The organism is Streptomyces sp. SID3343, from assembly GCF_009865215.1.
Taxonomy (GTDB): Bacteria; Actinomycetota; Actinomycetes; order Streptomycetales; family Streptomycetaceae; genus Embleya.
On record NZ_WWJX01001134.1, the window covers coordinates 1 to 9,598 of the forward strand.

Below are 9,598 nucleotides of genomic sequence, written 5' to 3' on the forward strand. Positions count from 1 at the left end.
TGATCTCGGGCCTCATCCTCAGCGGTGTGCGGCCGATCTGGGTCGACCCGACCTGGGACCCGGACCTCCACCTGGCACACCCGCCGCAGCCCGACGCGTTCGAGGCGGCGTTCGCCGAACACCCGGACGCACGTGGGGCGTTGGTGACCAGCCCCACCCCGTACGGCACGTGCGCGAACCTGTCCGCGATCGCCGACGTGTGCCATCGCCGCGGCAAGCCGCTGATCGTCGACGAGGCGTGGGGCGCGCACCTGCCCTTCCACCCGGACCTGCCCACGTGGGCGATGGACGCCGGCGCCGACGTGTGCGTCACCAGCGTGCACAAGATGGGCGGCGGCCTGGAACAGAGCTCGGTCTTCCACCACCAGGGCGACCTGGTCGACCCCCAGGTGCTGCGCTCCCGGGCCGACCTCCTGGGCACCACGAGCCCCAACGTCCTGATCTACGCGGCACTGGACGGGTGGCGCGCGCACATGGTCCGGGACGGACGCGAGCTGCTCGGCAATGCGCTGCGCCTGGCAGACAACGTCCGTGAACGGATCGAGGGGATCGACGGCCTGCACGTCGACCGCGCCGAGTTCGTCGGCCCCGACCGAGCCCACGACATGGACCCGCTCCAGGTCATCGTCGACATCTCCGCCCTGGGACCCACCGGCTACGCCGCCGCCGACTGGCTGCGCGAACACCACCGGATCAACCTGCACGTCTCGGACCACCGCCGGATCAGCGCCCAGCTCACCTACGCGGACGACGAACAGACCGCGGCCACGCTGACGGAGGCCCTGCACGACCTGGCGCGACACGCCGCCGGCCTGGCCCGGGGCGCCCGCGTCGAGGTCCCGGCGCCGTCCGAACTGCGCCTGGAACAGGTACACCTGCCCAGGGACGCCTACTTCGCGCGCACCGAACAGGTCCCGGTCCGCGAGGCCGCCGGACGCATCGCCGCAGAGATGCTGACCCCGTATCCCCCCGGCATCCCCGCCGTCCTGCCCGGTGAGCGGATGACCGCACCCGTGCTGGACTACCTCGTCTCGGGCGTCGCCGCCGGCATGGTCGTCCCCGACGCGATCGACCCCAAGCTCGACTCGATCCGCGTGGCGGTACGCGACATCGACGGGTGACTCGCCCGGCCCCGACCGTCGACACCACCACGAGGGCCGATCCCGCCCCGGCCCCTCGTCGCGGTCGCCGCGAGCCGGTACCGCCGGACGAGTCTCCACCCGGACGGACCGCGCATGCCTGTCGGGCGCCCGGGTAGCGGCCCCGTGTCGTCGCACGACGACGCGAGCGAGACGCGAACGAGGTGAGCAAGGTGCCGAGAGGATCGAGCCCGAAGCGGGAACGCCAGTACGAGCACATCAAGGACAGCGCGAAGAAGCGCGGCGAGAGCACCGACCGGGCCGAGGAGATCGCCGCGCGCACGGTGAACAAGGAACGCGCCCAGGCCGGCGAATCCAAGACCGCGAGCCGTACGTCCCTCAAGGACAAGCCCGCGCCGCAACGCGGCGGCGAGCACTCGCACAGCGGAGCACAGGGCCCCACCTACGACCAGCTCTACGCGGACGCCCAACGCCGCGGCATCAAGGGCCGCTCGTCGATGAACAAGAAGCAACTCCAGCAGGCCCTCGGCCGATAGCCGCGCCCGTTCCGTGCCGGTGACCGCCGGCAACCGCAGTGCCGCCCGTCCCGACCCCTCCCCCCGGCCGCAGCACGAGCGGCCGCATCGGGACCGTCGCGTTCGGACGTCGAACGGCGGGCGTCGAGTGTCCGGCGATGCGCGTCCCATGGAGGGAAGTCTCATGTCGGAGAAGGTCGCCGATCACATCCTCGCCAGGTTGCGGGAGTGGGGCGTCGAACACGTCTTCGCCTACGCGGGTGACGGCATCAACGGGTTGCTCGCCGCCTGGGGACGGGCCGACGACCACCCGAAGTTCGTACAGGCCCGACACGAGGAGATGGCCGCGTTCGAGGCCGTCGGCTACGCCAAGTTCTCCGGGCGCGTGGGGGTGTGCGCGGCCACGTCCGGGCCGGGCGCGATCCATCTGCTCAACGGCCTGTACGACGCCAAGCTCGACCACGTACCGGTGGTCGCGATCGTCGGGCAGACCGCGCGCACCGCGATGGGCGGCTCGTACCAGCAGGAAGTGGACCTGGCGAGCCTGTACAAGGACGTGGCCTCCGAGTACTGCGAGACGGTGACCGTGCCCGAGCAACTGCCCAACGTGCTCGACCGGGCGATGCGCATCGCGTACGCGCGGCGCACCGTGACCGCCGTGATCATCCCGGGGGACGTGCAGGAACTCGACTACAGCGCGCCCGGCCACGCGTTCAAGATGGTGCCCTCCAGCCTGGGTCTGTCCCGGTTCGCGCCGGTGCCCTCCGACGAGGATCTGCGGCGCACCGCCGACCTGTTGAACGACGGCGAGAAGGTCGCGATCCTGGTCGGTCAGGGCGCCCGCGGCGCCCGGGCCGAGGTGGAGGAACTCGCGGAGCTGCTCGGCGCGGGGGTCGCCAAGGCGTTGCTCGGCAAGGATGTGCTCTCGGACGAACTGCCGTACGTGACCGGCTCGATCGGCCTGCTCGGCACCAGGCCCTCGTACGAGCTGATGACCGGATGCGACACGTTCGTGGCGATCGGGTCGAACTTCCCCTACTCGCAGTTCCTCCCGGAGTACGGCCGGGCGCGCGGCGTGCAGATCGACATCGACCCGTCGATGATCGGACTGCGGTACCCCTACGAGATCAACCTCGTCGGCGACGCGCACGAGACGCTTCGGCGGCTGCTGCCGCTGGTTCGGGCGAAGAAGCACGGCAAGTGGCGCAAGGGCATCGAATCGAACGTGGCCCGCTGGTGGGAGGTCATGCAGCGGCGAGCCGCAGTGGACGCCGACCCGATCAACCCCGAATACGTGGTCCACTCCCTGGACGCGCTGTTGCCCGACGACGTGATCGTGACGGCCGACTCCGGCTCGTCCGCGAACTGGTACGCCCGGCACCTGCGGATGCGCGGGAGCATGCGCGGGTCGCTGTCGGGGACGCTGGCCACCATGGGCCCGGGCGTGCCGTACGCCATCGGCGCCAAGTTCGCGCACCCCGACCGGCCGGTGATCGCCCTGGTCGGGGACGGCGCGATGCAGATGAACGGGATGGCCGAGCTGATCACCGCGGCCAAGTACCGGGGCGAGTGGAGCGATCCACGCCTGGTCGTCGCGGTGTTGAACAATGGCGACCTCAACCAGGTCACGTGGGAGATGCGGGCCATGGAGGGCGCGCCGCAGTTCGAACCCTCACAGCACCTGCCCGACGTGCCCTACGCCGACTTCGCCCGCTCGATCGGCCTGGGCGGGGTTCGGGTGGAGAAGCCGGACGACGTGCAACCCGCGTGGCGCGAGGCGTTGGCCGCGGACCGCCCGTTCGTGATCGACTTCCGTACCGACCCCGCGGTGCCGCCGATCCCGCCGCACGCCTCGCTCCGGCAGATCGAGTCGGCCGCGTCGGCGATCGTGCACGGCGACAGCGACCGGGGCGGCATGATCCGCCAGGGCGTCAAGGCCAAGATCCAGGAGATGCTGCCGGGCGGGCGCGATCGAGGGGACCGCCCCGGCGCGCGCGAGGGGCAGTGAGCACGGTGCCGGCACCGACTCGCGATTCGACGCCCGTCCCCGTTCTCGATCGCCTGGTCCGCAACGTGCGACACGGCCGGTTCGAGCGCACCCTCGCCCTGCTGACCGCCGCCGGGTCGCTGGTGACCGCCGCCGAGGTCTACCTCGAACACGACCGGGCCGGTTTCGGCAACCGGATGATGTGGTGGCCCGTCGTGCTGGGCCCCGTCGGCGCGGTCGCCGGCGTGGCCGGGTTCGCGAGCCGGCGGATGGCCAAGACGGCGCTGCCGATCGCCTCCGCCGCGATCGTGGCCAACGGATTGCAGGGCACCTACCTGCACACGCGCGGCATCGCGCAAAAGCCCGGCGGCTGGTCGATGGCCCGCTACAACGTCGAGATGGGGCCGCCGTTGTTCGCCCCGCTGTTGGTGACCATGGTCGGCGGGATGGGCCTGGTGGCCGCGGTGCTGCGCCGGGAGGACCACGCGTGACCCGCGAGCGGGAGCCCGTGCAGGACGCGGCGCCCGGCGGGCCCAACCGGCGCTTCCCCGGCTACGACGTCCGCTCCCAGGCGGCGACCTGGGACCCGGTCACCGCTGCGGCCGTGACGGCCCGCACCCGCGTACGCGACAGCGACCTGCGCTTCTTCACCCGCCGGGAAGCGGCCGTCGCGTCGGTGCTGCTCGACCATCTCCTCGCGCAATGGGACGAACCCGGGGTCCCGGTCCTGCACATGGTCGACGAACGCCTCGCGGACGGGCACACCGACGGGTGGCGCTACGCGGACATGCCCGAGGACGGGCGAGCCTGGCGCGCCTCCCTCGCCGGGTTGGATCGCGACGCCCGCGACCGACACGAGGGGAGCGCGTTCGTGGCGCTGACCCGATCGAGGCAGGCGCGCCTGATCCGGGCGATCCGCGAACTCGGGGACACGCCTTGGCACACGATGCCCGCGGGGCGGGTCTGGAGCCTGTGGACGCGCTACGCCTGCACGGCGTTCTACGCGCACCCCCTGGCCTGGAACGAGACAGGTTTCGGCGGCCCCGCCTACCCACGCGGCTACGCGCGCACGGGAGTGGACCGACGCGAGGCGTGGGAGGTCGCGGACGCGGATCCGCGCGACCCCGTAGCCCGGGGACCGGTTGCCCAAGGGGCAAGCGGGAGGCAGCCGGTGGGTGGGCAACCGAGCGAGGGAGCGCCCGGCCCGGGATCGGCCGCGGCGGGAAGCGAGGACGCACGATGAGTGCGAACGCCCCGCGCACCGGCGCCCGCCGGCTGCGCGCCGCCCGCGAAACGCTGCGCGAGAACCTGCGCTCGGATCACGCGGTCCGCGAACGCAACGCGTCCGCCTGGCTGTTGCCCAACGACGGGACCCGCTTCGACCAACGCGCGATCCGCGACATGCGCCGGCACGCCCCCGAGGACGAGGTCGACCTCGTGATCGTCGGCTGCGGCGCCGGCGGCGCGACCCTCGCCCAGCGGATGGCCCGAGCCGGCTGGTCCGTGGTCTGCCTGGAAGCCGGCCCCTTCTGGAACCCGGACACCGACTGGGTCAGCGACGAGGCCGGGTCGCACAAGCTGTACTGGACCGAGCCGCGGGTGATCTCCGGCGCGGACCCCGTACCGATGGGGTCGAACAACTCCGGCCGAGGCGTCGGCGGTTCGATGGTGCACTTCGCGGGCTACGTACCCCGCCTGCACCCATCAGACTTCGCCACCCACACACGCGACGGAGTGGGCGCCGACTGGCCATTGGCGTACGAGGACCTGCGCCCCCACTACGAGCGCATCGAGCACGAACTGCCCGTCGCGGGCCAGTACTGGCCATGGGGCGACCCGCACCCCTACCCGTACGCGCCGCACCCCGTCGGCGGCAACGGCGAGATCTTCCTGCGGGGCGCGGCGGCCTCGGGCATCGAGGCCCGGGTGGGGCCGGTGGCGATCACCAACGGGCGCTTCGGGAACCGGCCGCACTGCATCTACCGCGGCTTCTGCCTCCAGGGCTGCAAGGTCAACGCCAAGGCCTCACCGCTGATCACCCACGTGCCCGACGCCCTCGCCCACGGCGCCGAGATCCGCGCCGACTGCATGGCCACCCGCGTGGACATCGACCCGCGAGGACACCTGGCGACCGGCGTGCACTATCGACACGAAGGGCGGGAGTACTTCCAACGAGCGCGTACCGTCGCCGTCGCCGGGTATTCCATGGAGACGCCTCGACTGTTGCTCAACTCGGCGAACGAGCGCTTCCCGCACGGCCTGTGCAACGACCACGATCTGGTGGGTCGCTACCTCATGGTCCAGGGGGCCCCGCAGACCGCCGGCCGGTTCCGGGAGGAGATTCGCATGTACAAGGCCCCGCCGCCGGAGGTCTCCTCCGAGGAGTTCTACGAGACCGACCCCGCCAAGCCCTATCGGCGCGGGTTCTCCGTCCAGACCGTGTCGCCGCTGCCGATCACGTGGGCCGAACACGTCACCGCCCAGGGGCACTGGGGCGAGGACCTGCGCACCTACATGCGCGACTACGTCCACTGGGCCACCCTCGGCGCGCTGTGCGAACTCCTGCCGCAGGCCGACAATCGGGTCACCCTCGCCGCCGAGAAGGACCGACACGGCCTTCCGGTGGCCGAGTTCGCGTACACCCAGTGCGACAACGACCGGGCCCTGATCAAGGCGGCCACGCACGTGATGGAGGACATCCTGCGCGCGGCCGGCGCTCAAGAGGTCATGACGATCAACCGCTACGCCCACCTCGTCGGCGGTTGCCGGATGGCCGCCGACGAAACCACCGGCGTGGTCGACCGGGACCTGCGCACCTTCGCCGTGCCCAATCTGCTGATCACCGACGGCAGCGTCCTGCCGACCCAGGGCAGCGCCAACCCCGCGCTGACCATCATGGCCCTGGTCGACCGCGCCGCCGGTGAACTCGCCGCGGGCGCCCGCTCGGGCCCACGCGCGCCCCACGACCGCCGGGAGGCACGATGAGCAGGCTCGACCCCGCCGTGGACGCGCTCACGGTCACCACCCACACCGTGCCCACCGACGCGCCCGAGGGCGACGGCACCCTGACCTGGGAGGCGACCACGATCGTCGTCGTCCAGGCCCACGCCGCCGACACCACCGGCCTCGGCTGGACCTACGCCGCGCCGGCGACCGCGGCGGTGATCCGCGACGAACTCGCCGCCTCGATCGTGGGCCGACCCGCGTGGGACATACCCGCCGCCAACGAGGCGATGAACCGGGCGGTACGCAACATCGGCCGCCCCGGCCTGGTCGCGTGCGCGATCTCGGCCGTCGACATCGCGCTGTGGGACCTCAAGGCCCGACTGCTGGACCTGCCCCTGGTCGACCTCCTGGGCGCCGCCCGCTCCGACGTCCCCGTGTACGGCAGCGGCGGGTTCACCACCTACGACGACGACCGCCAAGACCGTCAACTACGCGCGTGGGTCGAGGACCGAGGGATCCCACGCGTCAAGATCAAGATCGGCGAGTCGTGGGGTGGCCGCGAGCGTCGCGACCTCGAACGCGTCGTCCGGGCCCGGGCCTCGATCGGCGACCGCACCCGCCTGTACGTCGACGCCAACGGCGCCTACGACCGCAAGCAGGCCGTGCGGATGGGTCGCGCGCTGGTCGACCTCGACGTGCGCTGGTTCGAGGAACCGGTCTCCTCCGACGACCTCGCCGGCCTGGCCGCGGTCCGCGACGCGGTGGTCACCGACGTCGCGGCCGGCGAATACGGGTACGCACTGCCCTACTTCGCCGCGATGACCGCGGCCCGTGCCGTCGACTGCCTGCAAGCCGACGCCACCCGCTGCGGCGGCCTCACCGTGTGGCTCCGGGCCGCCGCCCTCGCCCAGGCGCACGGCCTGGACGTCTCCGGACACTGCGCGCCCCACGCGCACGCCCACGTCGCCGCCGCGATCCCCAACCTGCGCCACCTGGAGTGGTTCCACGACCACGTGCGCATCGAGAACCTCCTCTTCGACGGCACCCTGGACCCCACCGGCGGCTCGATCACCCCCGGCACCGGCGGCCCCGGACACGGACTCACCCTGCGCCCGGACCGCGCCGAACGCTTCCGAGTCGGGTGAGGCGGATGGACCGCGGACGAGCCGACCCGGACTTTCCACCGCAGGCCCTGCGCGAGTACGCGCTGCTCGCCGACGGGGAGCGCGGGGCACTCATCGGCCCCCGGGGCGACATCGTGTGGATGTGCGCGCCCCGCTGGGACCGCGATGCCGTCCTCGGCGCGCTGATCGGCGGCCCCGGCGTCTACGCCGTCACCCCCGGGGGCCGCTTCGTGTGGGGAGGACACTACGAGGACGGCACCCTGATGTGGCGCAGCCGCTGGGTCACCGAGGACGGCGTCGTCGAATGCCGCGAAGCCCTCGCCTTCCCCGGCGACCCGCACCGCGCCGTGCTGCTGCGCCGCATCGTCGCCGTCGACGCCCCGGCTCGGGTGAAGGTGGTGTTCGCGGCGGCGGCCGGATTCGCCGACCGCCTCGCGCCGACCCCCACCCGTGACGAGGACGGCCGGTGGAACACCCGCATCGGCGAGTTGCGCCTGCGCTGGTCCGGAGCCGGGAGGGCCCGGCCGGACGAAAACGGTCGACTGGTCCTGGACCTCCGGCTGACCGCCGGGGAGCGGCACGACCTGGTCCTGGAAATCGGCGACGGCCCCCCACCCGCCCCCGTCGACCCCGACCGGGCCTGGCACGACACCGCCCGTGCCTGGGCCGAGGCGGTGCCCCGGCTGGAGGACACGCTCGCGCCCCGCGACGCCCGCCACGCCTACGCGGTCATGCGCGGATTGACCGCCTCGACGGGCGGGATGGTCGCCGCCGCCACGACCAGCCTGCCCGAACGCGCCGAGGCCGGCCGCAACTACGACTACCGCTACGTGTGGATCCGCGACCAGTGCTACGCAGGCCAGGCGGTCGCCGCCGCCGGAGGGCACCCGCTGCTCGACGACGCGGTGCGCTTCGTCGGCGCGCGCCTGCACGAGCACGGCCCCGGTCTGCGCCCGGCCTACACCGCCGCGGGCGGCCCGATCCAGGACCAGCGCCGCCTGGACCTGCCCGGTTACCCCGGCGGATACGACCTGGTCGGCAACCGGGTCAACGGCCAGTTCCAACTCGATGCCTTCGGCGAAGCCCTCCTGCTGTTCGGCGCGGCAGCCGACCACGACCGTCTCGACGCCCCGACGCGAGCCGCCGCGCACGTCGCGGCGAAGGCGATCGCCGAACGTTGGCACGAACCCGACGCCGGCATCTGGGAGTTGGCACCGCGTGCGTGGACACACAGTCGACTCGCGTGCGCGGCCGGCCTGCGTGCGACGGCAGCGCACCTGCCGGACCCGGACGCGTGGCGCCGACTGGCCGACACGATCGTGACCCACACCGCCGCACACAACCTGCACCCCGACGGCCGTTGGAAACGCTCACCCGACGACGGGACATCGGACGCGGCGCTGTTGCTCCCACCCCTGCGCGGCGCGCTCGCCGCGGCGGACCCACGCACTCGGGCCACCCTGGACGCCTATCGCGCGGAACTGACGGACGACCACTACGCGTACCGCTTCCGCCACGACGGACGCCCCCTCGCCGAGGCCGAAGGCGCCTTCCTGCTCTGCGGGTTCCTGATGGCACTCGCCGAACACCAACAGGGCCACGACGTCGAGGCGCACCGCTGGTTCGAACGCAACCGGGCCGCGTGCGGGCCGCCCGGCCTGTTCTCCGAGGAGTACGACGTCACCCAACGGCAACTGCGCGGCAACCTGCCGCAGGCATTCGTGCACGCGCTGATGCTCGAAAGCGCCGCCCGCCTGACCAAGCCCCGGCCGGCACACAAACCCCGGCCTACACCCAAACCTCGGCCTGTACAAGGGAAGCGATCATGACCCGAACCGTCGTCGTCACCGGAGCAAGCGCCGGCATCGGCCGCGCCACCGCCCGCCTGTTCGGCGCCCGAGGCGACCGCGTGGCACTGCTCGCCCG

General features: G+C 72.5%; 8 protein-coding genes. All 8 read left to right on the forward strand.

Translation table 11 applies throughout. The features are described 5' to 3' along the window. Positions 1-1,121, forward strand: a 1,121-nt coding sequence (locus tag GT354_RS35795) for an ornithine decarboxylase (RefSeq protein WP_161360556.1), incomplete at its 5' end; no start/stop codon positions are given. Positions 1,122-1,312: 191 nt separating this feature from the next. Continuing rightward, positions 1,313-1,636, forward strand: coding sequence for a plasmid stabilization protein (locus GT354_RS35800; RefSeq protein WP_161360557.1), 324 nt, complete (start codon positions 1,313-1,315; stop codon positions 1,634-1,636). Between the two features lie 163 nt (positions 1,637-1,799). After that, positions 1,800-3,623 carry a thiamine pyrophosphate-requiring protein gene (locus tag GT354_RS35805; protein ID WP_161360558.1) on the forward strand — a complete coding sequence of 608 codons (1,824 nt, stop codon included), beginning with the start codon at positions 1,800-1,802 and terminating at the stop codon, positions 3,621-3,623. Next, positions 3,620-4,093 carry a hypothetical protein gene (locus tag GT354_RS35810; RefSeq protein ID WP_346012333.1) on the forward strand — a complete coding sequence of 158 codons (474 nt, stop codon included), beginning with the start codon at positions 3,620-3,622 and terminating at the stop codon, positions 4,091-4,093. Before GT354_RS35805 ends, GT354_RS35810 begins: the two co-directional genes overlap by 4 nt. Beyond that, positions 4,090-4,845: a gluconate 2-dehydrogenase subunit 3 family protein gene (locus GT354_RS35815; protein ID WP_202512667.1), complete on the forward strand. Its 756-nt coding sequence runs from the start codon at positions 4,090-4,092 to the stop codon at positions 4,843-4,845. Before GT354_RS35810 ends, GT354_RS35815 begins: the two co-directional genes overlap by 4 nt. Then, entirely contained in the window at positions 4,842-6,587 is a 1,746-nt protein-coding gene (locus GT354_RS35820) for a GMC family oxidoreductase (protein ID WP_161360560.1), read from the forward strand. The genes GT354_RS35815 and GT354_RS35820 overlap by 4 nt, the downstream gene beginning before the upstream one ends. Then, the gene (locus tag GT354_RS35825; RefSeq protein WP_161360561.1) at positions 6,584-7,693 is read left to right on the forward strand and encodes an enolase C-terminal domain-like protein; all 1,110 of its coding nucleotides are present in this window, start codon (positions 6,584-6,586) and stop codon (positions 7,691-7,693) included. Before GT354_RS35820 ends, GT354_RS35825 begins: the two co-directional genes overlap by 4 nt. 5 nt (positions 7,694-7,698) lie before the next feature. Continuing rightward, positions 7,699-9,501, forward strand: a complete 1,803-nt coding sequence (locus GT354_RS35830; protein WP_161360562.1) for a glycoside hydrolase family 15 protein — start codon at positions 7,699-7,701, stop codon at positions 9,499-9,501. The last annotated feature ends 97 nt before the right edge of the window (positions 9,502-9,598 follow it).